The sequence below is a fragment of the Pseudoduganella buxea genome (assembly GCF_009720835.1).
Classification (GTDB): domain Bacteria; phylum Pseudomonadota; class Gammaproteobacteria; order Burkholderiales; family Burkholderiaceae_D; genus Rugamonas; species Rugamonas buxea.
In genome coordinates this window covers 1-24,820 of the sequence record NZ_WNKZ01000064.1, presented here as the reverse complement: position 1 = coordinate 24,820, position 24,820 = coordinate 1, and the positions used below count along the sequence as shown (strand labels likewise).

Here is a 24,820-nt window from a genome sequence, read left to right as displayed (position 1 = left end):
TGCGTCTTGTCTTGTATTGCAAGTCACAATACCAGCCGGAAAAATTGTCGTCAAATGTAACTTTTTTGTTTCGTCAAAACTGACCGGAAAGTTACAACAGCGCTGCTGTCAACCTTGACAGTGGTTCAATTTTCCGTCCCGGGCTTCAATACTTGTTTCGGCCCGTTGCGCCGTTTTCCCGAGGAGGTGCCAGATGTCCGACAGACCCTATGTACGCATGACCTTCGCCGCCATGCAGCGGCGCCAGTTGCGCCACCTGGTGTCGGCCCTGGACGACGACATCGGCGCGTCCGCCGGCGATGGCGCGACCGCCAGCGCCATCACCGGCTATACCGAATGGGTGGGCGAAGGCGAACCCGTGCTGACGATGGGCTGGGATTGGGAAATGCGCGCCGGCGAGGCGGGCGTCGCCCTGCGCCGCGTGGGCGACCCGCGCAGCAACCTGTGCGTCGTCATGCGCGCCGGCGCCGCCGACGACCTCGACGACAGCGATACCTTGCTGAAAATCCTGATCGACCGCTCGAACTGGCAGGAGGAAACACTGCGCTATCTGCAGCATCGCTACCACGGTTGACCGGCGCCGACGCGCGCGGCCGCCCTCTCCCAACCCCGTTCTACCCCTTTACCTGCTTTCGGCGCAAGCCGCAGCGGGTTTTTGTGTTTTCCAAACTGTCAGAAGTAACAGTTTTGCTCAGGCATAAACCATAGTCAAATGGCAACTCCTGATCAACATCAACTTCACCTAGCGGAGCGGGGAATGAATCGAATCGCCGGCAACACCAGCACTCTGAGCAAAGAACTGTTTTCCCAGATCGGACGTTACCGTCACAAGGTCTTCGTCGAGACCTTGGGATGGGACCTGACGGTCCGCAACGGCGAGGAATTGGACCAGTTCGACCGGCCCGATACCTTGTACGTCGTCTCCAAGGACGAAGAAGGCAATGTCAACGGCTGCGCTCGGCTGCTGCCGACCAGCCAGTCCTACCTGCTGGGTGACGTATTTCCGCAACTGATGAATGGCCAGCCGGTGCCGTGCAGCGACGATGTGTGGGAACTGTCGCGCTTCGCCGCTGTCGATTTCAACAGCCGCACGACGTCGGCGCTGTCGCAATTCTCGTCGGAAGTGGCTGTGCGCCTGCTGCAGGATTCGATCGCGTTTGCCGCCGAACAGGGCGCGAAACGCCTGATCACGGTCTCGCCCATCGGCATCGAGCGCCTGCTGCGCCGCGCCGGCTTCCACGCCCACCGTGCCGGCCCGCCGATGATCATCGACGGCCACCCGATCTTCGCGTGCTGGATCGAGGTGAAGCAGCCGGGGTGAACGCTGGCCGCGCCGCCATCTTGCAACAGGCGGCGGCGGGGCAGCGAGAGCAGAAGCGATCAATTCATGATGCCCCGCAGTTGCACTACGGTTTCGGGAACTATTGCCTGAAAACAGGGGACTGTCCCCGGTCTTGGGGCCGGGGTTGCGGCAGCATGGGCGGGACGGCGACGGGCTCGTTCAGCCGCAGGAACTTGAAGCCGGCCAGTTGCAACGCCGGTTTGCCGGCGGCGGCCTGGTCGCGGGCGCGGCGTGCTACCCGTTCGATAAAGGCGGCGAAGCTTTCCTCGCGCACCTGCGGCTCGGCCGAATTCAGGAAGTGCCGGCTGCCATCCGGCTGCGTGACGACCAGGCCCACGTGCGACGCCCAGTGCTGGCCGCCCCGGGTCGAGATGACGTTGACGAAGTCGCCGTCGGCCAGTTGCGCCAGTACCCGCTCGACGTGCGCCGCCGGGACGTAGGCTTCGACGCTGCGGGTGACGGGAAAGTCGGCCTCGGTACGGTGCCGCATGCGCAGGAAAGCAGCGCGATCGACCGTCAGCTCGTAGCGGCCCACGTCGGCGCCTGCCAGCGGCGCGCTGATGTCCGTCACCAGCCAGGCGTTGTTGACGTTCCAGTCCTGCTCCGTGTAGTGGTTGCGGGTGGACACGCCGATGACGCCGTCCTTGTAGCGGATGCGCTGCAGCATCCAGAAGAATTCCTCCCACGATCCGGACAGCGCCATCGCATACGTGTGCTCGGCGAAGACGACGCAGTCGCTGTGCGTCAGGCTGAACATGGGCAGCCGGTCGTGCAGCTGCCACGGGTATTCGCCCAGCAGGTTCAGGACATAGGGCTGGCCGATATTGCGCCGGCCGATGGCGGCGATGCGCCGACGCAGGTCCGGCTCGTCGCGCTGCATCCGGCGCAGGTAGGCATCGACCTGCTCGGGCGTCATCCGGTGGATGGGTACGGGTTCGCCCACGCCGGCGCAAGCGGCCAGCATGGCACACGACAACCCCAGCATCGTTCGTCTCTGCATCGCCACTCTCCCGCTGTCCTGGTTCCCTTTCCCCGACGATAACCGCTGCGGCGGTCGCAAGCAACGCATAGTGTGGCGAATCGATCCCGTATTCCCGCAGGCTATGGCCGAAACACCATAAATCATTGTCTTTACCATCACTTCTGGCCAATACTTGGCGGTATAAAAATCGCAACGGGTCGGGAGAAACGATGAGAATCGAACGCAAGCCGCTGGCGGCGGTGGCATTGGCATGGCTGGCATTGCCGGCGTGGGCGCAGCAGGACGTGGCGGACAACGCGGCCGGCGACGCCATGCAGAAGGTGGAAGTGACGGGCATCCGCGCCTCGCTGGCCAAGTCGCTGGACGTGAAGCGCAATGCCAGTGCCAACGTCGAGGTCATCACCGCCGAGGACATCGGCAAGATGCCGGACAAGAACCTGGCCGATTCGCTGCAGCGGCTGCCCGGCGTGGCCGTGCGCACCGATTACGACGAGGCGGAAAAGGTATCGATGCGGGGCACCAATCCCGACATGTCGCTGATCCTCTTCAACGGCCACGCCGTCAGCACGGCCGACTGGTACATCGCCGACCAGAATTCGTCCAGCCGCAGCACCAGCCTGTCGCTGGTGCCGTCGTCGGTGCTGAACCAGGCCGTCGTCTTCAAGACCTCGCAGGCCAACATCGTCGACGGCGGCCTGGCCGGCACCATCAACGTCACCACCCGCAAACCCCTGGCGCAGAAGGAGAAAGTGTCCGGCGTCGTCAGCGGCGGCCTGACCTACGCCGATTTGCCGGGCAAGACGGCGCCGGACCTGAACGCCAGCATCAACTGGAAGAACGATGCGAACACCTTCGGCTTCATCGTCCAGGGCTTCGCCGAGAAGCGCCATATCCGGCGCGATTCCGTGTCGCGGCTGGCCTACGGCGCCTCGTCCGGGTGGGACGTGATCAACACGGCCACGATGCTTGGCATTTCGGATGCTTCGCTGGCCGGCACGGGCCTGACGGCGGCGGACCTGAACGGCGTGCGCATGCCCGGGTCGATGAGCTCCGAGTTCGTCGAGGGGGTGCGCGACCGCAAGGGCGGCCTGCTGTCGCTGCAGTTCAAGCCGAACCAGGACCTGGACGTGACGGCAACGGGCTTCTACTCGCGCATGAAGGCGAATAACTACGGGCGCCTGACGTCCGGCGCCTTGTACAGCATGCTGCTGGGGAAAGCCGATCCGCTGGGCGGCGTGACGGCGACGGCCGCGAACACGGCCTCCAACGGCCAGCGCGTGTACGCCAACATCCGCAACCCCGTGATCGTCAACGAGACGAGCATGTACGGCCATCCGCTGCGCGTGCTGAAAAGCGCGGACATCATTTTCCCCGACGGGACCACGCCCCAGTACGTGGGCAACTCCGAAGCGTTCTACCGCGACGGCGCCACCGCCGAAAGCGCCTTCATCGACGTCGACGCCAACTGGCGCGTCAACGACGATTTGCGCGTCAAGGCGCTGCTGTCGACCACGCGCGGCGTCGGCGAGACGGCGCGCGACCAGGGCACGACGTGGGCCCGCTACGGCACCGGCGTCAGTTATGCGCTGAACGACGTGGACGAGGCGCCGTTCGTGCAGTACCACGGCGCCGGCGCCAATGTGCCGGGCCTGAACGCGGACGGCAGCGGCTACGCGCTGGTGGGCCGCACCGTGTCGTCGACCAGGACGGTCGACCGCGAAAGCAGCCTGCAGCTGGACCTTGAATACAAGGTGAACTGGCGCATGCTGACCACCTTCGACACGGGCGTCCGGTATGCCGACCACCGCCGCCGCAACAAGCGCAATTCCCCCACCTTCAACAGCGCCAGCCTGGGCGCGGGGCCGGCCGGTTACGTGGCCTACCCGTCCGACTTCGGCGACGACCTGAAGGGCGACTTCGACAACACGGGCTTCTACTTCACGCCGCAGGCGCTGAAGGACTATATCGCCGCGTCGATCCGCCCCACCACGCCGGAGTTCGAGCGCCGCGTCGTCAACGAGATCGACATGCGCGAGCGCCAGACGGCCCTGTACGCGATGCAGAGCTTCGAGCAGGACCGGTGGAGCGGCAATGTCGGCCTGCGCTTCGTGCGTACCCGCGTGAACGCCGATATCGTCACGCCCGTCCCGCCGGGCAGTTGCGTCAAGACGGCGCCGGGCCAGGCCGCCGTGCCCTGCCCGGCCTATCCCGGCGCCATCACGACGGCCGGCGACGGCAGCACCTATTACGAAGGCGTGCCGTTCAACCCCGCCGGGGGCCTGATCTACTTCAAGACGCCGACCGGCCGCAGCTTCGACAACTTCCTGCCCAGCGTGAACCTGCGCTACGAACTGCGGCCGCAGATGGTCGCCCGCTTCGGTGCCAGCCGTACCATCGGCCGGCAGAACTACAATGTGCTGGGCTCGGGCTTCGGCACGCCGTCGTGCACGGCCGGCGGCTGCACGGTGACGGGCCCGAACCCGGGCCTGCGGCCGCTGACGTCGGATAACGTCGACCTGTCGTGGTCCTGGTATTTCGCGCCCCGCTCGCTGGTGGCGATCGACGTATTCCACTCGTCCATCGACGGCTACGTCAAGACGGGCACGGTGACGCAGGGCGAGACGGTGCAGCTGGTCGACCCGCGCGACAACACGGTCAAGACGTTCTTCGTCAACTCCTCGTCGCAGCAGGGCGCCCGCATCAACGGCATCGAGCTGGCCTACGAGCAGCCGCTGTGGGGCAGCTTCGGCGTCACGGGCAATGTCAGCCGGGCGAAAACGAAGGTGGACGACGGCCGCCCGATGGTGGGGGCCTCCGAGTGGGCCGGCAACCTGGGCGGCTATTTCGAGAACGATCGCTGGAGCGCACGCCTCGTATGGAACTACCGGGGCAAGTACGTCAGCAGCACGACGGCGCCCGCGCCCACGGCGAACAGCCAGGGGCAGACCGTCATCGTCGGCGTGGCCATGCCGACGGCGCCGACGATGGCCAAGGGCGTCGCCACCCTGGCCGCCTCCGTGAACTGGACCGTGCGGCCGAACCTGGTGCTGTCGGTCGATGCCACCAACCTGACCAACACGCGGCGGGCGCAGTACCGCTACAGCGAGGAGGAACAGCAGAAGCTGGACGTGTCGGGCCGCCAGGTGTACGTCAACGTCAAATACCGGTTCTAGAAGGCAGTCAGTACAGCCCCGGCGCGATGGCGATGCGCCGGAACTGGCGCTGCCCGGGCGGCAGCTTCTTGCACTTGACGCCGCCCGGCTGGTCCTTGCCGTCGTCGCTGAGGATGTGCAGGGTGCCGTCCGGGTCGAAGAACAGCGCCTCGGGGTTCAGGCCATGCAGGTCCGGCACGGCAATCGGCGCCGGGCGGTCCTGCGCGCGGCCGGACCAGCGGTACAGCCCGAACGCCTTGCCCTTGCCGGGCGGGCCGGCGACGATGTAGTAGGTCTCGCCCAGGCGCTCGATGCTGCGGATACCGTTGCCGCCCAGGTCCAGGCTCACGTGCGGACCGAAACGGGCCGGCCGGCCCTGGACCACGTCCGCCGGATTTTCCAGGCGCAGCAGCAAGGCACCGGCGGCTGGCACGGGGTTGCGCAGGCCGATCAGCAACTGCCCGTCCGGCGTCTCGGCCAGGCCTTCGATGCTGAGCGCGCCCTCGTCCTTCGGCGCACGCCCGGCCGCGCCGGCCAGGTCATGATCGCGCTGGGCCGGTGTGCCGGCCAGGTCTGCCAGCAGATTGCGATACGGCTGGCCGAACGGCACCACCGTGCCCAGGTCCACGCGCGTGGCGAACAGCACGGAACGGGCCGGCGCGGCGGCGCCTTTGCCGTCCGCACCATGGGAGCCGATCCAGTAGATCGTGTCGCCCACCAGCGCGCCCCCTTCCAGGTCCGCTTCCTCGCCGTCGCCGCCCAGGAAGGCGTGCAGGTCGATATCGGCCAGCGCCTCGGCGCCGTCGAAGCGGTAGATTTTCAGGTCGCTGATTTCGTCATCGGCGACGACGAAGCGCTCGGCATCCAGCGCCACGGCGGCGGAGGCGTTGCAGATGCCGCGGTGGATCCACGGAGCGCTTGCGGCGGGGTCGGCATGGGACATGGCGGTTTCCTTTCGTTTGATGCCGAACGATAGCAGAGGCGCGCCACGTTTGCCCGAGCCGTCAGCTTCGCAATCGCACCAGCAGGGCCGCCAGTCCCAGTCCCGGCAGCAGCCAGGCAAGCGGCGCGTGCATCGTCCACAAGGTGGCGCCGCTGACGGCGCACCACAGCAGCGGCACCGGCCACAGCAGCGCGTGGGCGCGCGGCGCGCCGGCCAGCAGCACGAGCGTCAGCGCGGCGGTGGCGTCGGGTGCGATACCGAAGACTTCCGCCTGCGTCCACGGCCGGCCGAGTACCGGTGCCAGCAGCGGATAAGCCAGCAGCACGAAGCCGACCGCGCCACCGGTGGCACGGCCGGGACGCAGGTGCAATGTTCCGGCGCCAACCAGCAGCATCGCTTGCAGCGCGAACGCGGCGGCGAACCACGGCGCGGCCATGTTGATCGTCGCGTAGCGCTGCGCGTGATAGGCCCACGCCACCCACAGCCAGGTCAGCCCCAGCAGCACGGCGGCGGCCCGGCCGGCATCGCGCGGGGCGCGCCGGGCGCACCAGGCAATCGCCAGGCCCAGCGCCACGGCCGCCAGCTGCAGGGGCCACACGGCGACGTTATACAGTTCGAGCAGGCGCCAGTACGTTCGCGCCGAGAACATCAGCAGGTCCGCCAGCGTATAGCTGGACCACTCGCTCACAGCAGCCCGGCGACGTGGGCGGCAATGCGTGCGCGCAGGGCCGCATCGGGCATCGGCCCGCCGGCGGCGGCCATGTTCTCGCGCACGTGCGCCACCTGCGACGTGGCGGGAATCGCGCACGTCACCTGCGGATGCGAGACGATGAACTTCAACAGCACCTGGGCCCAGTTGGTGCAGCCGATCTCCTTCGCCCACGGCGGCAATGGATGGCGGCGCAAGGCCTGCGTCAATTCGCCCTGGCGGAACGGCCGGTTGGCGATGATGGCAATGCCCCGGTCGCGCGCCAGCGGCAGGATGCGCTGCTCGACCTCGCGGTCCACCGCGTTGTAGCTGACCTGGACGAAATCGATGGGCTCCTTGGCCATGATGCGTTCGACTTCGTCATGCCGCCGCCCTTCCGACGTCGTGATGCCAACATAGCGCAGCTGACCGGCCGCCTTCATGGCCAGCAGCTGCGGCAGGTGGCGTTCCCACGCGAGCAGGTTATGCACCTGCAGCAGATCGAAGCGGGGAATGCGCCAGCGCCGGCGCGACGTGTCGAGCTGCCACTCGCCCGCGCCGGCCGTCCACACCTTGTCGGCGGCAAACAGCCCGGCCGGGCGCCCCAGCGTACGCAGGGCCTCGCCGATCACGTCCTGGGCCGAGCCGTACATGGGCGAGGAGTCGACCAACCTTCCGCCGGCGGCAAAGAAGGCGCGCAGCACCTCGGTGCACGCGGCCCGCGCGGCGCGGTCGTTGCCGACATTGAAGGTGATCCAGCTGCCCAGGCCCACCAGGGGAATCGCTTCGCGCGAGGACGGGATGGCGCGCGTGGCGGGGGCCGCCCCCTGCGCCACCGCCGCCGGCGCCCACGTACCGGCGGCGAGCAGCGCCCGCAGCAGCCGGCGCCGGTTTGTGGAGCGCGGCGCCGGCATCAATAGCTGCCGGACGGCATGGCGATATGGCGGAACTGGCGCTGGGCCTTCGACAGCTTCTTGCACCTGGCGCCACCCGGCTGGTCCTTGCCGTCGTCGCTGAGGATGTGCAGGGTGCCGGCATGGTCGAAGAACAGCGCTTCCGGATTCAGGCCCTGCAGGTCCGGCACGTTCACGGGCGTCGGCGCGGTGGCGATCTGGCCTGACCAGCGGTACACGCCGAAGTCCTTGCCGGGTCCCGTCGGGCCGGCGACGATGAAGTAGTCCGTACCGCGCCGCTCGATGCTGCGGATGCCCTTGCCCCCCAGGTCCAGCGGTATCGGTGGCCCGAAGCGCGCCCGCTTGCCCTGCACCACGTCGTCCGGATTTTCCAGCTGCAGCAGCAGCGCCTTCCCGTCCGGCACCGGGTTGCGCAAGCCGATCAGCAGCCAGCCGTTCGGCGTGGCCGCCAGCCCTTCGATACTGAGCCCGCCTTCGGCCTTGGGCGCGATGCCGGCCGCACCCAGCAGGTCATAGTCGCGCTGCACCACCGTACCGGCCGTATCCTCCAGCAGGCGCCGGTACGGCTGCCCCACCGCGGCCGCCACCGGCGCCACCTTGTCCGCGCCGGGCCCCGCCGGCCCCTGGCGCAGGCGCGATGCCAGCAGCACGCGCCGCTGCGGCGCCGGGCTGCCGTCCGCGGCCGCGCCGTGCGACGCGATCAGCCACAGTGTGTCGCCCACCAGGGTTGCGCCTTCCAGGTCGGCCTCGCCGTCCCCCAGGCGCTTTTCCAGGTCGATCTGCTGGGCCTTGCCGTCCTTGCCGACGGCAGGCGCCCCGTCGAAGCGGTATACCTTCAGGATGCTCTTCTCGTCGTCGGCGACGATGAAGCGCGCCTGGTCGAGTGCCACGGCGGCGGAAGCGTTGCAGATGCCCCGGAAGATCTCAGGCGGCGCGGCGCCGGCTGCCGCCGACGCGCCCAGCATGGCCGCCGCCATGCCGGCACGAAAGGTATTCCGCCAGAGCCCGTGGCCCCGTTCGCCGTCATGCTGCACCGCTGTCTGGTTCATCGCCGTCTCCTGGTTTGCCTGCCGCGTCAATCGCCCCGTGAGGCCCCGTCCCTTGCCGGCGCGGCGACGGCCAGCGCACGCTCCTGCGGCCGGGCCAACTGCGTCTTCAACCACGCCTGCCACAACTGCGTACCCTTCATCAATTGCAGCGAAAAATCGAGCGTCGGGTGGGTGCCGTCCCAGGATTCGCCCGGCGCCAGGTTGCGAAAGAAGCGCGCCACGTCGGCCTCGTCGACGGGCCCTGCCGACATGTCCCGTTCATACGTCGTGTTCGGCGCCACCGTCACTTGGCGGATGCGGCTGGCCGCGAGGGGCGGAAACAGCGGCGGCTCGGGATCGCCCCGCATGTCCATCGCCCGGCCGTGGCAGGCCAGGCAGCTGGAACGGGGATCGTCCACCGGGCCGTTCATGCGGCCCAGGTAGCCCAGCTTGCCGTCGGGCGCGCGCGTGGCGAACTGCGCTTCGGCCGCGGGGCTGATCCAGCCCTGGTCCGGGCGCCGGCCCGCCGTGAAATCGGCGTGGGTGAATGCGGGCGACGTGCCCCACTCCAGGCCCACCGGTGCCAGGTTGCGCCAGTAGTCCGCATGGCCGCGCCGGCCGTCGAAATGAAAGGTGCCGAAGACCCAGCCGTTGAAGGTAGGTCCGGCCTCGTGCTTGACGGCCACGTCGACTTGCAGCAGCCGCAGCGCCGCCAGCTCGCCGTTACCGTGGATGTCAGCGTGCCAGACGAGGTTGTTCCCCTTCAGGTAGGGCGCTTCCTCGTCGGTGGCGTCGGTAAACAGCAGCTTGGCGCTGACCGTGCCCTCGGGGAAGGCGAAGTTCGCCGTCGCCGGCTCGCTGCGGTCGCGCCACACCCTGGCAAAGGCGGTGGCGCCCGTGCGGTTGTAGAAGCCGATGGCCCAGTTGTTGGTGCGGCGGGTCTGCTGGCCGCTCAGCTCATGCAGCCGGCTGCCCCGCTCGAACGTCAGGCCGCGCACGGGTTCACGCATCGGGTGCATCCACGCCGCGTGGTACCAGCCGCGCTTGCGATTCCTGGACAGTACCCAGTCCGCCTCGACATTGCCTTCGACGACATAGGCCAGCACGGCCTCCAGGTAGCGTTCCGGCTCGCGCCGGAAGTCGATGGCACGCCAGGCGGGCGTCTCGGGCGTGGCCGTTTTCGGGTAGGTGTTGCGCACCTTGAAGCAGGGCTGGGCCGGAATGCAGGGCCGCCGCGCCGACTTCCTGAACTCCTGCCGGGCCAGCGCGCGGGTCTGTTCGCTCAAGGTCAGGGCCGGCGCCTCGGGCACGGCCACGCAGGCGAACAGGACGACGGCGGCAAGGCGCGGCAACATGGTGTTCATCGGGGCTCCCGTGACGTGCCACGCAGCGGCGGCAAGCGGATCGGCCCATGGTAGCAATGAACGGCAGCGAAGTCACCGTGCGCGCCGCTTTTACAACACCGGCGCGGCCGCGTCACCGGCCGCATCCGGCAGATCCGGCGCAGCGGCGGCATCGGCCTTTTCCGGTCCCAGCACCAGCACCAGGTGGCGCAGGTCGTCGACGATGAAATCCGTATGGCGCGGCGCCTTGCCGGGCACGAGCCGCCCCAGCGCATAGACCTTGAAATAGCGCACGTCGTCGGCCCGCGCCAGGGCCAGCTCGAGCAGCTTGCGGAAGCGGTAGGCCGCCATCCGGGCCGGGCTGACATACAGGAACACGTCCGTACCGGCCACCTTGTCGAAGAACTTCAGCTTGAAACCCTTGCCGTAGCGGTTCGTCAGACGCGCACCGCCGTAAATGACGCGGTTGGCGGTGTCGAGGCCGGCACCGGCCAGGTGGCGAAAATAGTCGTCCAGCAGCATCGTGCCCTCGCCCACGACGCGGATCGTCAGCTCGCGGAACGTCTCGCGCGGCAGGGTGGTCCTCGCTTCCACGTAGGTCTCGACCAGGCGCGTGAGCTGGCTGGTGCGGGTGTCCGGCCCGTCGCCGCCGGCCGCGGGCCCACGCACGGGAACGGCGCCTCCTGCCGGGTACCCCACGTCGCCAGGCGCCGTATCGGCTGGCCGGGCGGTGGGGGCTTCGTCGCGCCGGACCGTCGGATCGAACACGGTAACCATGTCATGCAGCTTGCGGCGCAGCTGGCGCTGGCGCGCCTCCTCGGCCGTCTCGCCCGGCCGCGGCGCATCCGGATCGCTATCGAGCATCCACTGGCAATCCGGGTGGTGGGGGTCGAGTGCGCGGAAGTGGGGCGCGACGTACTTGGCCGACTCGGAAGCGAACACCCGGTAGTTGACACCCGTGATGCGCACCCTTAGCGGCGCGCAGTGGGGGTCGTCGCAATGGAACTGGTAGCGCGGCAGGGGCGGCTCCTCGCAGGCGAAGCAGCGGCGCGCCGCGTCGATGTCGACGACGTCGGCCAGTTCCTGGCAATACGCATGCAAGATTCTCGAATGGGTCATATGGAAACGGCCGCTGGCGCGGCGGATGGCGCGGCGGCCTGCTGGCGACGGCCTTATTGTAGCGCGCGGACGTGGCCCGTGGAGCGCATCTCCCCGGTCCTTTGGTGAACTGGCGCACTGTCCGGTTCGCCCGTATCGCGTAAGCTGGGGCCGTATTTCGCAATGACCGCAATACGCCTTACCCCATTCACCAGGAGAGACGCATGAATCAAGTCCAGCGCGCATATTCACGTACCGATGTCACGACCGAACTGGTCATCAACCGCGCCCTGCTGATGCAGCAGTCACTGGGCCTGCGCGACGCCCATATGTTCCTGACCCGCAAGCGCATCAAGCCGGCCACGATCAAGCGCGTGCTGGCCTGCCCGGGCGACCGCCGCAGCTGCTGACGACCGGCCGAAGCCCCTCACACCGCCAGCCCCTGGCAGTAGCGGCTGGCGAATTCCTTTGGCGGCAGGGCCGCGCTGAACCAGTAACCCTGGCCTTCGTCGCAGTCCTGCTCGCGCAGGAAGTCCAGCTGGCTGGAATCCTCGACGCCCTCGGCAACGATGCGCCGCCCCAGGCTCTGGCCGATGCCGATGACAGCCCGCACGATGACGCCGCCGGCCTGGTCCTGGCCGATATCGTGGATGAAGCTCTGGTCGATCTTGATGATGTCCACGGGCAGCCGGCGCAGGTAGCTGAGGCTGGAATAGCCGGTGCCGAAATCGTCGATGGCCAGGCTCACGCCCATGTCGCGCACGCGCCGCAGCTTGGCCAGCGCCGCATCCGTCTCCCGCAGCAGTACCCCTTCCGTGATTTCCAGTTGCAGCCGTTCCGGCGCGATGCCCGTCTCGTACAGCGTCTGCCGCAGGCCGTCCTCGAAGCCGGCGCCGTGCAGTTCCTGCGCCGATACATTCACGGCCACCTGCGACGGCGCCGCCCCGCCCTGCTCCCACGCCACCATCTGCCGGCACGCCGTGTCGCGCACCCAGCGCCCCAGCGCGCCGATCATGCCGAAGTCCTCGGCGATGGCGATAAAGCGGGCCGGCGAGACGTTGCCCAGTTGCGGGTGGTGCCAGCGCACCAGCGCCTCGCTGCCCGTCAGCCGCCCCGAGCGCAGGTCGAACTTGGGCTGGTAGTGCAAGGCCAGCTGGCCGCCCGCCAGCGCCACGCGCAGGCCGTCCTGCAACTGCTGCCGCTGCACGGCGTCCGCGTTCATATGGGGCTCGAAGAAGCGGAAGGCGTTCTTGCCGCCGCTCTTGGCCAGGTACAGGGCCGTGTCGGCGTTCCTCACCAGGGTCTCGCCTTCGATGCCGTCGTCCGGGAAGATGCTGATGCCGATGCTGGCGCCCGTGTGCAGCGCCTGCCCGTCCACCTGGTGCGGCTCGGCCAGGGTCGTCAGGATCTTGCCGGCGATCGCCGCGGCCGCGTGGGCGGCATTGCCCTCGGTGGTCAGCAACAGGACGAATTCGTCGCCGCCGAAGCGGCTGACGGTATCGCTCTTGCGCACGCACTGGCACAGGCGGCCGGCCACGGAACGCAGCAGCCGGTCGCCGGCGCGATGGCCCAATGAGTCGTTGACATGCTTGAAGTTGTCCAGGTCGACGTACAGCACCGCCAGGCCGGCCGCGTGGCGCGCGGCCAGGTCCAGCTCGTGGGCCAGGCGGCTGTCGAGCAGCGCCCGGTTGGGCAGGTCCGTCAGGAAGTCGTGGGTGGCCTGATGGGTCATTTTCAGCATGGTCTGCCGCGTCGTCGTCACGTCGTGGAACACCATCACGGCGCCGAGCAAGGTGCCCTGCTGGTCGACGATGGGCGAGGTCGAATCCTCGATGGCGAATTCAACGCCATCCGGGCGCACGAGAATGGTACCGGCCGGGAGGCGCGTCGGGCGCCCGGTGCGCAGCACGGCGGGAACGGGATGGGGCTGCGGGTCGAGTTCCGCTGTCATCAGCATGACCAGTTCGGTGACGGGCCAGCCGAGGATCTCCCCGGGCCCGCGGTCCAGCAGCGCGCAGCCGGCCGGATTGCAGTAAGTGATCAGGCCGTGGATGTCGGTGATCAGCACGGCGTCGGAGATCGCCCCCAAGGTCAGGTCGGCGAAATTGGAGTCGACATGGGCTTGCTGCAGCGTCGCTCCGCCGGCGCCGGAACCGGCGCCGGGGTCGGCTGCGGTTCCCGGCGCGGGGGCTGCTGTGATTCGATCGTTCATCGGGGCCTCCGGGGCGCACCCGCGCGATCAAATGAGCACGCCAAGTGTCCTGGACGATACTCCTTTTCCCGCCATGCAGGAGCACGCCAGCTTGCTAGCCACCCGCTGGCGCCGGCTGCTCCATCCACGTGGGCCCCGTCGTCACGGGCCGGCCGTCGACCCAGTCGAGCCGGTCGATGCACATGCGCCGCCCGGCCATATCGGGCTGCCATGCATGGTAGACGATCCACGTCTGGCTGCCGTCCGGCGACGTAGTAAAGGAGTTGTGTCCCGGCCCGATCAGCCGGCCCGGCCGGGTGCTCATCAGGAGTGCCGCGCCGCCCTGGGGCGGGCGCCGGAACGGCCCCAGCGGATGGTCCGCCACGACATAGCTGATGCCGTAGTTTTCCCGCTCCCACGCGCCGCCGCTGTAGAAACAGTAGTACAGGCCCTCGTGCAGCAGCACGGCCGCGCCCTCGACGGTATGCCAGTCGTAGACATTGCCGTACATGGGCCGCTGTTTCAGGAACAGGTGCCAGTCCTCGTGCGGGCGCGCCACCACGCGCGGCTCGCCGGCCAGCGTCGTCATGTCGAGCATGCGGTCGACGACGATGCCGGTACCGACCCGGTGATCGTCTTCCAGCTCGAGGAAGTCGACGCAGTAGTACAGGTACCAGCTGCCGTCGCGGTCGCGGAACGGGTGGGCGTCGATGGAGAACGGCTGGTCCGGCACCAGAACGACGCCGGCATCGAGGAAGGGCCCGGCCGGATGCTCGCTGACGGCCACGCGCAGCTGGTGGTCCTGGCCGCCGATGCCCTGGGCCGAATAGTACATATAGAACTTGCCGTCGCGCGCCGCCACCTCGGGCGCCCAGAAATCCGTGCCGCCGGGCGGCACCAGCGCATGGCCGAGGGGTTCCCACCGTACCAGGTCGGCCGAGCGCAGCACGGGGAAGGCGCGGCCATCGGCGCCTACGGGCGCCGTGCCGTAGGCGTAGTACAGGCCGTCGTGCTTGAGCACGAAGGGGTCGGCCATCGTGTGCGGGTAGACGGGGTTGATGAAACTGTCGGCCATGCGCCCTCCTGTCACAGCTTGAACCGCAGGCCCAGGCCGTAGGTCGTGGGGTTGTAGCGGATGTCACGCGGGCGGCTCGGGTCGCCCACGAAGCTCTCGTACTTTTCCTTCGTCATGTTGATCGCGTCGAACTGCACCGAGATATTCTTCGTCAGTTCGTACGACAGCGACAGGTCGACGTAGGTCTGGCCCTGCACCACGCGGTCCTGTCGGAAGCGCGGTTCCAGCACGGCTTCCGTGTACGAGCCCCGGCGCGTGGCGGCCAGCCGGCCCGTCAGCCCGTTGCCTTCGTACAGCAGCGCGAAGTTGTTGCTGCGCTTGGCCACGTCGATCAGGCCGGTTTTCTGCAGCACGTCGCTGGTCAGGGAGGTGCGGGTTTCGTTGTCGCCCGAGATCCACGTGTAGTTGTACTGCACGCCGAAGCCGCTCCAGAAACCGGGCAGGAAGTCGAAAAACTTCTGGATGCTGAACTCGGCGCCTTTCAAGGTGCCCTTGCCGGAATTTTGCGGGCGCGTGACGCGGTAGGTCTGCCCGCCGATCACTTCATCCTGCTGGTAGTTTTGCAGGTAGCCTTCGATATCGCGATGGAACAGCGCCACCTGCGCGAAGCCGTTCTTCTGGAAGTAGTATTCCAGGGTGGCGTCCAGGTTCACCGACTTGGTCGGGTCCAGGTTCGGATTGCCCGCGCTGCCCGTGCCGGGGGCGTTGACTGTCGGCGGTATCAGCGACAGCGCCGGATTGAGGCGGTTGAACTCCGGCCGCGTGATGGTCTTCCCAGCCGACAGGTGGGACTGCAGGTTATCGCGCCAGTTGACCAGGGCCGACACGTTCGGCAGCACATTCGTTTCCGACGTCTTCTGGTCGAACGGTGTGACGACGTCGCCGATCTTGCTGGTGCCGCGCAGGGTACGGTTGACGCGCACGACGCGCACGCCGGCGTCGCCGCTGACCTCCATACCGGCCAGCGTCGTCTGCCAGCGGCCCGACAGGTACGCGGTACCGGTGCGCTCGCGCTGGTCGAACATGCGGGTCGGATCGTCCGGCACGCGGCCGGGCGCGGCGCCGTAGACGGACCGCACCGTGTCGGCCTGGTCGATCAGGAAGCCGCGCGTGGGCACGAGATACGGCCCGCCCAGCCGGTCGACGCCGGGCGACAGGCTCTGGAACGAAGGCCCGAACGCGGCGATCGGGCTGGGCCGGTTGACATTGGGCAGGTCGCTGTGCCCTTCGGCGCTGTGGTACGCCGTTTCGCGGTGCGACAGGCGCACCCCGAACTTCAGCGCGCGCAGGAAGCCCTGGCCCAGCTTGTACGTGGCGTCCGTGCGCCACTGGGCCTGCTTGCCGACCGACTCTTCCCAGTTCTGCACCATGCCGCGCAGGACGAACTGGTTCGGGTCGCGCAGCGGGTTGGCACTGGTGGGCGTCGTGATGGCGTTGTAGCCGCCATGGCCGTCGGCGCCATAGTTGTAGATGCTGGCGCTGGCGCCGGGCACCTGCTGGTCGACGATGACGGTGTCGTTGATGAACTTCGAATGCGTCAGGGCCAAGGCCGAGTTGACGGACAGGGGTCCGTCACGGTATTGCAGCGCGAAATTGAGGTAGTGGGTATTGGTGCGTTCCTTCTGGCCCCAGGCGCTGGTGGCCACGTACGGGTCCCAGTCATACGGCCCGCCGAACCGGGCGGCCGGCGCGCTGGCCGCCTGGATCGGGCAGATGATACCTTCCGGCGTGGCGCAGCCGGCGTCTTCGTCGCCCAGCACGACGTTGGTCAGCCGTGGCGTCCAGCCGACGATGGCCAGCATGTAGTCCACTTCGGCTTCGCCCCGGTAGCCCATGCCCAGGTACTGGGTGGTGAACTCCAGCTTCGGATTGATCTTCCACTGGAAGGCGCCGTGGCCGGAGAAGCGTTCGCGCTCGCCGCCGTTGTAGATGCCGCCTACGTGCTGCAGGCTGCCCAGGCGGTCGCCCGCCTTCAGGGGCGCCACCGGCTGGTCGTCGTTCAGGCGGATGGCCGTGCCGTCCGGGCTGACGGAGAAGATGCGGTCGGGCCGGTCGTTCCACTGCACGGGAAAGCCCCAGTGCTCCTTGTTGTACGCGACGTCGAACAGCACACCCATCTCGCCCGCGCCGCTGTTCCACCGCTCGCTGAACAACAGGCCGCCGCCCGGGCTGTTGCGCGTCCTGGCCGCGTCGCTGCCGTTGATCTGCTGGCGGCGGTTTTCCACGTAGCCCGTGACGGTGCGGCCCTTGTAGTCGAACGGTGCGCGCAGCCGGATGTTCACGGCGCCGGCGATGCCCCCCTCGAACTGGTCGACGGTGGCGGATTTGTACACGTCCAGCCCCGCGATCGACTGCACCGGCAGGTCCTGGTACGACAGGCGCCGGCCGCGGCCCGTGAAGATGTCGTTGCCGTCGAGCGTCGTGACGACGTCCGGCAGGCCGCGGATGATGACGGAGGACGTCTCGCCCCGGTCGCGCCCCACCTGCACCCCGGCGATGCGCTGCAGCGCGTCGCCCGTGGCGCGGTCGGGGAACTTGCCGATATCGTCGGCATTGATCGAATCGACCACCTGGGTGGCGTCGCGCTTGATCTGCTCGGCCGAACGGATGCTGCGGCGGATGCCCGTCACCTCCACGGTGGCGATCGGCGCGGTGGCCTCGGGCCCTGCACCTTGCGTTCCCTGGGCGCTCTGTCCCGCGCTGGCAGCCTGACTGGCCGTCGCCCGAGGCGTGGCGGCATCGGCCGGGGGTGGGGTGTCCTGGGTGGCCGGGGCGACTTGCCCCAGCGCGCTGCCCGCGCTCAACAGCAGCACGGCGGCGCAGATCGGCCTGACTCGGAATGCATTCATATCGTCTCCACTTGTAGGTTGGCCCAGGCTGGAACGGCGGTGACGCACATGCGCGGCCGGCGGAAAGGTCGCGGCGGCACGGCTTTCGCCTGGTGAAAGCTTTCGGGAACGTTAATGCCTTGCTGTTAATTGGCGAACTAATAAATATTAGTCATAACGCGCGGCGAACGCCAACCGGATGCGTGGCGTGCGCAACGCTTTTGCGCCACGATCGTGCGCGCGGGCGGATTTATCTCGGCGCGGGCGGCGCCACCGAGTCGCGCACCACCAGCGGGCACTCCATCTTGATGTGGTGGCGCCGCCCGGGCACGCCGGCCCGGGCCTGGGCGATCACCGTCTCGGCCGCCCACCGTCCCATTTCGCCGTTGGGCAACAGCACCGTGGTCAGGGGCGGATGGAAGTAGCGGGCCATGTCCTGGTCGTCGTAGCCGACCACGGACAGCCGGCCGGGGATGTCCAGTTCCAGCTTGCGCGCCGCGTCGATGGCGCCGACGGCCATCAGGTCGTTGGCGCAGAACAGGGCCGTGGGCGGGTCGGCCAGGGCCAGCAGCGCGCTGGCCTGCTCGAAGCCACTGCCCACCTGCCAGTCGCCCTGGCGCACCAGCGCCGCGTCATACGGGATATCGGCCGTCGTCAGGGCCTGGCGATAGCCCTTCAGGCGTTCCGCGGCCGCCTCCAGCCACGGCTCGCCGTTGATGAAGCCGATGCGCCGGTGGCCCGCCTCGACCAGGTGCATGGTGGCGGCAAAGCCGCCCAGCACCTCGCCCGGCACGACCGACGGCATGGCGTGGTCGCGCGCATGGCAGTTCAGCAGCACGGTGGGCACCTCGCGCAACACGGCGGGAATGGTGGCAGCGCGCGTGAAGATGGTGGCGTAGATGACGCCCAGAAGCGCCGGGTGGGCCAGCATCTGCGCCAGGATGGCTGCCTCCCGCTCCGGATCGCTGCGGGTGGCGAAGACGGTGACGAGGCAGTCGTGCTCCCATGCCGTATTGGTGGCGCCGTCGATGGTCTGCATCGCGTGCGGGCTGGTGGCCAGTTCGTCCGTCAGGTATAGGATCAGGTTGCGCGCGGGCGCGGCACTGCTGCGAACGTGCCGCACCAGCGGGTAGCTGATGTCGCGCGCGATGGCCAGCACCAGCTCGCGCGTGGCCGGCGACACCTTGGTGCCCGGCACGTCGTTGAGCACCAGCGACACCGTCGATTGCGACACGCCGGCCTGCTTGGCGATGTCCGTCATCGTGGGGCGGCGTGCCGGCATCGTGCCTCAGCCCTTCAGGCCCGTGGCGGCCAGGAAGCCGTGCGTGACGCGGCGCTGGAACACCAGGTAGGCCAACGCCACGGGGAAGGCTCCCAGCAGCGCGGCGGCCATCAGCTGGGCGTAGCGCACGCCGAAGGCGTCATAGGTCTGCGTCAGCCCCAGCGGAATCGTCATCATGTCGCTGGAGGTGACGATGATGAAGGGCCACAGGAAGTTGTTCCATGCACCGATGAAGGTGACGATGGCCATGGCCCACACGATGTTGCCGGACATGGGCAGGTAGACGCTCCACAGCACCCGCAGCGGCGAGGCGCCGTCCAGCACGGCCGCCTCGCGGAAATCCTGCGGAATGGCGTCGAAGAACTGGCGGAACACGTAGATCACGACGGGCGACACCACCTGCGGCAGCACGATGCCGGCGTAGCTGTTGATCATGCCCAGCTGGTTCATCATCCGAAACAGCGGCACCAGCAGCGCCTCGAATGGCAGCAGGAAGGCCAGCATGGCCAGCATGAACAGCAGGTTGCGGCCCCGGAAACGCATCTGCGAAAACGCGTAGGCCGCCATCAGGCTGACGGCCATCGTCACGACCGTCACCAGGAAGGCCACCAGCGCGCTGTTGAACAGCCAGCGCGGCACGTTGCCGGCGCCCAGCACCTTGGCGAAGGCGGCGACGGTCCAGTCGCGCGGCAGGAAGTGGAACACGGGCGAGATGGTTTCATGCTCGGGGCGCAGCGCCGTCGACAGGGCCCACAGCAGCGGCGCCACCCACAGCGCCGCCAGCACCAGCGCGCACAGGGCCGCCACGACGGTCCAGCCGAGGCCCCCGTACCGGCATTGCGACGCGGCGCTCATGCCTGCCGCCCCAGCCGGCGCGCCACCCAGCCCTGCGTCAGCGACAGGGCCACGACGATCAGCACGAAGGCCATGGCGATGGCGGCCGCGTAGCCGGCATCGCTCTGGGTGAACGCCGTCTCGTACATGTAGTGCAAGGTCACGCGGGTGGTGTTGAACGGTCCGCCCGTCGTCATGATGTAGGTCTGGCCGAATATCTTCAGCGACGCGATCAGCTGCAGCACGAAGGCCGTCCACGCCACCGGTTTGAGTTGCGGCCACGTGATGTAGCGAAACAGCGCGAAGCCACGGGCGCCGTCCAGCGCGGCCGCCTCGTACAGTTCGCGCGGGATATTGCGCAGGCCGGCCAGGAACATCAGCATGTTGAAGCCGACCGTCCACCAGATGGTGCCGATGGCAACCATCGGCATGGCCCAGTGGACGTCGGCGAACCAGGCCCGCTGCATGCCCAGCAGGTGATTGACGATGCCGGCCGACGGCTGCAGCATCCAGTCGGCGATCAGGGTCATCACGGAAATGGGCAGCACGAACGGCAGGAAGAAGGCGCCCTGCAGCCACGGCCCGGCGCGGGTGAAGCGGTCGACCAGCAGCGCCATCACGAGGCCCAGCACCGTCAGCGGCAGCACGGTCAGCAGGGAGAAATAGAAGGTGTTGCCCAGCGAGGCCCAGAACGACGGGTCATTGACGAGGTTGGCGTAATTGGCCAGCCCGACGAAGGCGCTGGTGCGTGTCAGGCTGCTGTCCGTCAGGCTCAGGTACAGGGTCTGGCCGGCCGGGACCAGGAAGAACAGGCCGAAGGCGGCCAGGAAAGGCGCCAGCAATAGCAGGGCCGGCACGGTCTCCTGGCGGCGCGGGCGGGCGGGCGGTGGTTTCATCGCTGTCCTCAATACAGGGGGGCGCGCTTGCGCAGCAGCCGCACGGCTTCCGTCTCGAAGCGGCGCAGCGCGTCCTCGGGCGTCAACTGGCCGGACAGGGGCGCCGGCAGGAACTTCGACGCGATCGCCTCGAGCGGCCCGGCCGCGCCCATGTACCAGCCATCCGGGTCGTAGACGACGTTGCGGGCGGCGGCCGCATACTGGGCGTTCGGCTGCAGGGCCAGGAATTCGGCCGATTCGGCCACTGGCCGGTACGCGGGAATATGCCCCCCTTCGGCCCAGCCCAGCGAATGGCGGCTGACGAAGGCGACGAAGGCCAGCACGGCACGCGCCTTGGCCGGCGTCATGGGATTGTCGCCGTTGGCGGGCAGTGCGAAGCCGTGCGAATCGGCCCACGTGCTGGCGTCGCGGTACATGCGCGGCAGCGGCACGATGCCGTACTCGAAACCCAGGGTGCCCTGGGCCTGGCCCCGCACCAGTTCCGGCACTTCCCACACGCCGTTGATCATGAAGCCGGCGTTGCCGCCCATGAACTGGCTGGTCGACGCGGGATAATCCATGCCGGGCGTGGCATAGCCGGCCTGGAACCACCCGGCCACCCGCGCCAGGGTGGCCGCGCCGGCCGGCCCGTAGGCGAAGCGGCCGTCGGCGACGACGGGCAGTCCCTGCTGCGCCAGCATCGACAGCCACAGGCGCCAGATGGCATAGCTGCTTTGGGCGCTTTCCATCGTCATGCCCGGCTTGCCCGTGCTGGCCTTGATCTTGCGGAAGGCCTCGGTCAGCGCATCGATCCCCTCGATGGGTTTCAACTGGCCCGCGGCGTCGAGCAGGCCCGCCTGGCCGGCCAGCTTCTTGTTGTAGTACAGGACCAGCGGGTGCTGGTCGAGCGGCACGGCATAGGTGCGGCCGGCGTGCTGGGACTTGGCCCACTGGCGCGGCAGGAAATCGCCGCCGGCCAGCCCCGCCGCCGCCAGTTCGGACGGCAGGATGGGCCGCAGCACGCCGCCGCCGGCCAGGTTGGGCAGGCGCGACAGGTGGACCGTGGCCAGGTCGGGGCCGGCGCCGACGACGCTGGCCGTGATCAGCTTCGTGTAGAACGGCTCGCCCCACTTCAAGGTCGTGCTCTCGACCCGCACGCCCTGCTGCGAAGCGTTGAAGCGCTCGACCAGCTCGCGCATGCGGGCGCCGTCGCCGCCGCTCAGCAAGGTCCACATGCGCACCGTCTGCACGGGTGCACCGGAAACGTCGGCGGCCAGCGCGGCCGGCGGCAAGGTCAGGGCCGGCAGCGCGCAGGCCAGCAGCAGCGCGGCCGACAGGCGGCGGCGCCGTATCACGTCGAATCCTTCACTGCGTCTCCTCGCCTGGCGGGCCAGGCCGGTTCCTGTGGTTCTTCTGGTTCTTCTATGGGCGGCCGTTTGACCGGCTTACTTGACCGGCAGCGGCACGCGCGGGCCGGGCGGCCCTGACGTGCCCGGCTGGTCGTCCGGCGCCCCTCCCGCGGCGGCAGTGTCGACCAGCTGCTGGCCCAGCGCGATGCGCACGTCCTCGTGGGTGCCCGGGTCGAGCAGGTCCGCCGGCTGCGACGAGGCATGCTTTTCGCGCCACAGCAGGCTGTGGCCCAGCGGGTCGACATACCAGTCGTGCAGGTGGGCATCCGGCCCCCGCGTGGCCGCGGCCAGTGCCTCGATGGGCGCCTTCGGCACCCGGTCTTCCGTCAGCAGGCCGTTCTTCTCGTGGAAGGTGTCGGTCAGCTGGGTGTAGCAGAAGCCCGACAGCGCGCGGCAGCGGTGGATCGCGGCCATCAGCTCGCGGTAGCGCGCCAGCAGCTCGTTGCCGTCCCGGGCCACCGAGTAACCCCAGCCCTTCGTGTCGGCCTGGTCCATGCAGGCGATGCCGCCGAATTCGGACAGGAACAGGGGCTTGTCCAGGCCATTGAAACCGTCGATGACGAGGCGCCGGCGGGCCGGGCGCACGTGCTCGAAGGTGTACGGCAGGTTCTCGCGCTTGCCGTAGCGGGCGTACAGCTCTTCCGGGTCGATATGGTAGTCGTGGATGTTGACGAAGTCGCCGCAGGGCATTTCCCAGCCGTCGTTGCCGACCACGGGCCGGGTGCCGTCCAGCGCCCGCGTCATGTGGTACATGGCGCGTACGAAGTCGACCTGGCGGCGGTCGTGCATCAGCTCGGGCACGCCCCACGACTCGTTGGTGGGCACCCAGGCGACGATGCAGGGATGGGAGATGTCGCGCTCGACCAGCTCCTTCCACTCCTCCATCACGCCGTGCACGGTGGCGCTGGAGAAGCCGTAGGCGGACGGCATCTCGGCCCATACGCACAGGCCCAGCACGTCGCACCAGTACAGCCAGCGCGGGTCCTCGGACTTCTGGTGCTTGCGCACGCCGTTGAAGCCCAGCCGCTTGATCAGCAGCACGTCGTGGCGCAGCTGTTCGGCCGACGCCACCATCAGGCTGTCGCGCCAGTAGCCCTGGTCCAGCACCATGCGCAGGTAGTACGGCCGGCTGTTCAGGAGGAAGCGGTCGCCGTCGACGGACACCGTGCGCAGCGCCGTGTAGCTGACGACGTGGTCGAGCACCAGGCCGTCCTCGGCATGCAGGGTGATTTCGGCGTCGATCAGCTGCGGGCTTTCCGGGCTCCACATCCAGTGGGCCCTGGCATCGTCGATGCCCGGATCGGGCAGCTGGAACAGGCGCGACAGCACGTCCTCGGTCAGCAGGCAGCGGTCCGCCACCAGCACCCGTTCGCCCAGGCGCAGCACGACATTTAATGTACTGTTCTTCGGCAGGTGGGCGATATCGGCGTCCAGGCGGATCTGCCACGTGAAGACATCGGCCGTCCAGCGCAGCCGGGAAATGTGGGCATGGCCCACCTTCTCCATCCACACGGTGCGCCAGATACCGGTGGTGCGGGGATACCAGATCGAGTGGGGTTCGAGTTCCCAGTCCATCTTGCCGCGTACCTTGTGCATGTCGTGCGGGTCGTCCTCGGCCTGGACGATGATTTCCAGGCTGTGGCTGGACAGGTAGCGCGTCACGTCGATGGTGAACGGGCTGTGGCCGCCCTTGTGCTCGACGGCGAAGTGGCCGTTGATCCAGACCCGGGCCCGGTGGTTGACGGCGCCGAAATGCAGCAGCAGCCGCTCGTCCGACCCCGGCAGCAGATCGTCGTCCAGCCCGACCACGCGGCGGTACCACACGCGCCGGCGAAAGCCCGTGTCATGCAGCCCGCTGGCTGCCGCCTCGGGCGGGAAGGGGACGATGATGGTGCGGTCGAACGGCACGTCGGCCGGATCGTGATGGTCGGCCCGGTCGTCCAGCATGGCCTGCCACGGGCCGTCCAGGTTCAGCCACTGCGGGCGCCGCAATTGCGGGCGGGGATGGTCCACTTTGTCATTCCTCCGTTGGGAAAGCCGCTGCAGGACCGGTGCGGGCAAGCTCGCCCGGACCGGCCGATGGGTTCTGCCGCATCGATTCAGGATGCACCGACTCATGCAGCATCACGCATGAAGCCTCAGCCCATGGCGCATCAACTCATAAGTCTGGGTCATATTACCAACAACCTTATCGCCAGGCCCGCCCGTTTGACCGTGCCGCGCCCGCCCTGTTTCATCACCGCGACAGCCGCGCCACGGCGACCGACGCGAACGTGGCCGTGCGCCCCGCCCCGCCCATCGCCACCAGGCCCAGTCGCAGCGGCCGGTCCAGCCGGTGGGTCCAGGTGCCGCCGCCCACCCACGTGCGGCCGTCCTGGCTGGACCACGCCGCCACCTGCTGCTCGGCACCGGCCTGGCGCACTTCGAGCCGCAGCCACGTCCACCCTGCCCCGGGCGTGCCGGCCACGGTATTGCCATAGCGGGGCCAGCCCGCTTCCCCGGGGGTGCCCTCCTTGGCGAATTCCACCTGGTGCAGGCCGGCGTCGGCCAGCACCGCAAGCTTGACGTAATGGTCGTCGTCGCCCAGCAGCACCAGTCCGGCCTGGACATGGGTCGCGCAGCAGTCTTCCGGCGCGTCCAGCCGCACCCGCGCGTCGATGCGCACGTCGCCCGGCGGGAGCGCGCGCGTCAGCACGGCTGCCGTGTTGACGTCGCCGTACAGGTCCCCTGCCCCCGTGCGCCACGTCAGGCCGGCCTTGCCCAGCTTCCAGTCGGCACCGGCCGGGGCACGGTGCCAGCGCCACCCGGGCGCCAGGCGGGGGCCGGCGAAGTGCAG

The 24,820-nt window shown here is 68.5% G+C and carries 20 protein-coding genes; 4 read left to right on the top strand and 16 right to left on the bottom strand.

Annotated features, from left to right (window positions below):
- The first annotated feature begins 193 nt into the window (after positions 1-193).
- Together GM672_RS19395 and GM672_RS19390 are read left to right on the top strand one after the other, a co-directional pair.
- Entirely contained in the window at positions 194-574 is a 381-nt protein-coding gene (locus GM672_RS19395; RefSeq protein ID WP_155472182.1) for a DUF4902 domain-containing protein, read from the top strand.
- Positions 575-757: 183 nt separating this feature from the next.
- Positions 758-1,321, top strand: a complete 564-nt coding sequence (locus GM672_RS19390; RefSeq protein ID WP_155472181.1) for an acyl-homoserine-lactone synthase — start codon at positions 758-760, stop codon at positions 1,319-1,321.
- Positions 1,322-1,421: 100 nt separating this feature from the next.
- Here the strand turns inward: GM672_RS19390 and GM672_RS19385 are convergent, their stop codons facing one another.
- Positions 1,422-2,342 (bottom strand): N-acetylmuramoyl-L-alanine amidase-like domain-containing protein, encoded by a 921-nt coding sequence (locus GM672_RS19385; protein ID WP_155472180.1) that lies wholly within the window; start codon positions 2,340-2,342, stop codon positions 1,422-1,424.
- Between the two features lie 191 nt (positions 2,343-2,533).
- On the opposite strand from GM672_RS19385, the gene GM672_RS19380 reads away from it, so the two are divergent.
- Positions 2,534-5,497 carry a TonB-dependent receptor gene (locus tag GM672_RS19380; protein ID WP_155472179.1) on the top strand — a complete coding sequence of 988 codons (2,964 nt, stop codon included), beginning with the start codon at positions 2,534-2,536 and terminating at the stop codon, positions 5,495-5,497.
- Positions 5,498-5,504: 7 nt separating this feature from the next.
- Here the strand turns inward: GM672_RS19380 and GM672_RS19375 are convergent, their stop codons facing one another.
- From GM672_RS19375 to GM672_RS19350, 6 genes are all read right to left on the bottom strand, one after another.
- On the bottom strand, positions 5,505-6,419 hold the full coding sequence (locus GM672_RS19375; protein WP_155472178.1) for a DUF3616 domain-containing protein: 915 nt from the start codon (positions 6,417-6,419) through the stop codon (positions 5,505-5,507).
- A 61-nt stretch (positions 6,420-6,480) separates the two neighbouring features.
- Positions 6,481-7,107: a DUF6064 family protein gene (locus GM672_RS19370; protein WP_170300147.1), complete on the bottom strand. Its 627-nt coding sequence runs from the start codon at positions 7,105-7,107 to the stop codon at positions 6,481-6,483.
- A complete protein-coding gene (locus GM672_RS19365) occupies positions 7,104-8,021 on the bottom strand; it encodes an aldo/keto reductase (RefSeq protein WP_155472177.1) in 918 nt (305 codons plus the stop codon). The genes GM672_RS19370 and GM672_RS19365 overlap by 4 nt, the downstream gene beginning before the upstream one ends.
- Positions 8,021-9,070 carry a DUF3616 domain-containing protein gene (locus GM672_RS19360; RefSeq protein ID WP_155472176.1) on the bottom strand — a complete coding sequence of 350 codons (1,050 nt, stop codon included), beginning with the start codon at positions 9,068-9,070 and terminating at the stop codon, positions 8,021-8,023. The genes GM672_RS19365 and GM672_RS19360 overlap by 1 nt, the downstream gene beginning before the upstream one ends.
- A gap of 26 nt (positions 9,071-9,096) precedes the next feature.
- Positions 9,097-10,413 carry a hypothetical protein gene (locus tag GM672_RS19355; RefSeq protein WP_155472175.1) on the bottom strand — a complete coding sequence of 439 codons (1,317 nt, stop codon included), beginning with the start codon at positions 10,411-10,413 and terminating at the stop codon, positions 9,097-9,099.
- 90 nt (positions 10,414-10,503) lie between these two features.
- Positions 10,504-11,493 (bottom strand): ATPase, encoded by a 990-nt coding sequence (locus tag GM672_RS19350; RefSeq protein ID WP_155472174.1) that lies wholly within the window; start codon positions 11,491-11,493, stop codon positions 10,504-10,506.
- A gap of 221 nt (positions 11,494-11,714) precedes the next feature.
- On the opposite strand from GM672_RS19350, the gene GM672_RS19345 reads away from it, so the two are divergent.
- Positions 11,715-11,900, top strand: coding sequence for a hypothetical protein (locus tag GM672_RS19345; RefSeq protein ID WP_155472173.1), 186 nt, complete (start codon positions 11,715-11,717; stop codon positions 11,898-11,900).
- Positions 11,901-11,917: 17 nt separating this feature from the next.
- Here GM672_RS19345 and GM672_RS19340 read toward each other — a convergent pair whose 3' ends face one another.
- The 9 genes from GM672_RS19340 to GM672_RS28400 form a co-directional block, all read right to left on the bottom strand.
- A complete protein-coding gene (locus GM672_RS19340; RefSeq protein WP_155472172.1) occupies positions 11,918-13,702 on the bottom strand; it encodes a putative bifunctional diguanylate cyclase/phosphodiesterase in 1,785 nt (594 codons plus the stop codon).
- A gap of 94 nt (positions 13,703-13,796) precedes the next feature.
- Positions 13,797-14,756, bottom strand: a complete 960-nt coding sequence (locus tag GM672_RS19335; RefSeq protein ID WP_155472171.1) for a glycoside hydrolase family 43 protein — start codon at positions 14,754-14,756, stop codon at positions 13,797-13,799.
- An 11-nt stretch (positions 14,757-14,767) separates the two neighbouring features.
- Entirely contained in the window at positions 14,768-17,605 is a 2,838-nt protein-coding gene (locus GM672_RS19330) for a TonB-dependent receptor (protein WP_155472170.1), read from the bottom strand.
- A gap of 229 nt (positions 17,606-17,834) precedes the next feature.
- The gene (locus GM672_RS19325; RefSeq protein WP_229417824.1) at positions 17,835-18,866 is read right to left on the bottom strand and encodes a LacI family DNA-binding transcriptional regulator; all 1,032 of its coding nucleotides are present in this window, start codon (positions 18,864-18,866) and stop codon (positions 17,835-17,837) included.
- 6 nt (positions 18,867-18,872) lie between these two features.
- Positions 18,873-19,721 (bottom strand): carbohydrate ABC transporter permease, encoded by an 849-nt coding sequence (locus tag GM672_RS19320; RefSeq protein WP_155472169.1) that lies wholly within the window; start codon positions 19,719-19,721, stop codon positions 18,873-18,875.
- Entirely contained in the window at positions 19,718-20,596 is an 879-nt protein-coding gene (locus tag GM672_RS19315) for a carbohydrate ABC transporter permease (RefSeq protein WP_155472168.1), read from the bottom strand. Before GM672_RS19315 ends, GM672_RS19320 begins: the two co-directional genes overlap by 4 nt.
- 8 nt (positions 20,597-20,604) lie before the next feature.
- On the bottom strand, positions 20,605-21,930 hold the full coding sequence (locus GM672_RS19310; RefSeq protein WP_229427703.1) for an extracellular solute-binding protein: 1,326 nt from the start codon (positions 21,928-21,930) through the stop codon (positions 20,605-20,607).
- 90 nt (positions 21,931-22,020) lie between these two features.
- Positions 22,021-23,997: a glycoside hydrolase family 2 protein gene (locus GM672_RS19305; RefSeq protein WP_229427704.1), complete on the bottom strand. Its 1,977-nt coding sequence runs from the start codon at positions 23,995-23,997 to the stop codon at positions 22,021-22,023.
- Between the two features lie 223 nt (positions 23,998-24,220).
- Positions 24,221-24,820: beta-xylosidase family glycoside hydrolase (locus tag GM672_RS28400; RefSeq protein WP_211517394.1), on the bottom strand; the 600-nt coding region annotated here is incomplete at its 5' end.